General features: G+C 56.2%; 1 protein-coding gene and 1 pseudogene. Both read left to right on the top strand.

Going from position 1 to position 470, the window contains the following annotated elements; genetic code table 11:
- Nucleotides 1-41 precede the first annotated feature (41 nt).
- Nucleotides 42-179 carry an SDR family oxidoreductase gene (locus tag SOP85_RS31565; RefSeq protein WP_442967968.1) on the top strand — a complete coding sequence of 46 codons (138 nt, stop codon included), beginning with the start codon at nt 42-44 and terminating at the stop codon, nt 177-179.
- A gap of 63 nt (nt 180-242) precedes the next feature.
- Nucleotides 243-470: pseudogene (locus SOP85_RS31130) on the top strand (hypothetical protein); the annotation flags it as partial.

Raw genomic sequence — 470 nt, forward strand, 5'->3', positions numbered from 1 at the left:
CTATGGGAGAGAAAGCCTGGCGCGGCGAGAAGGGCGAGGCGATGAAAAAACTGATCCCGCTGGGGCGTTTTGCTTATACCGACGAAATTGCGGCGGCGATCCTGTTTTTTGCCAGCAACGGCAGCGACATGATCACCGGCGCGGACCTGATGATCGACGGCGGTTTTACCATTTGGTAAGCGGCAACTGCAGCGATCGCCAACACCAGACGATGTTCAACACAACGATAAGAGAACACCATCATGAGAAAAATAGCCACTTACCTTACCCTGCTCACCTGTTTTGCCTGCACCTCTGCCATGGCGGCGGAAAAGGGCACGATCGCCATTCTCGTCAATTCGCTGGATAACCCTTATTACTCCGCAGAGGCCAAGGGGGCCGAGAGCAAGGCCAAGTCGCTCGGTTACCAGACGCTGGTGTTGTCGCACGGCGAAGACGTTAAGCGCCAGGGGGAGCTGATCAGCCTGGTT

The sequence above is a fragment of the Pseudomonas sp. YuFO20 genome (assembly GCF_035064975.1).
Taxonomy (GTDB): Bacteria; Pseudomonadota; Gammaproteobacteria; order Pseudomonadales; family Pseudomonadaceae; genus Aquipseudomonas; species Aquipseudomonas putida_AE.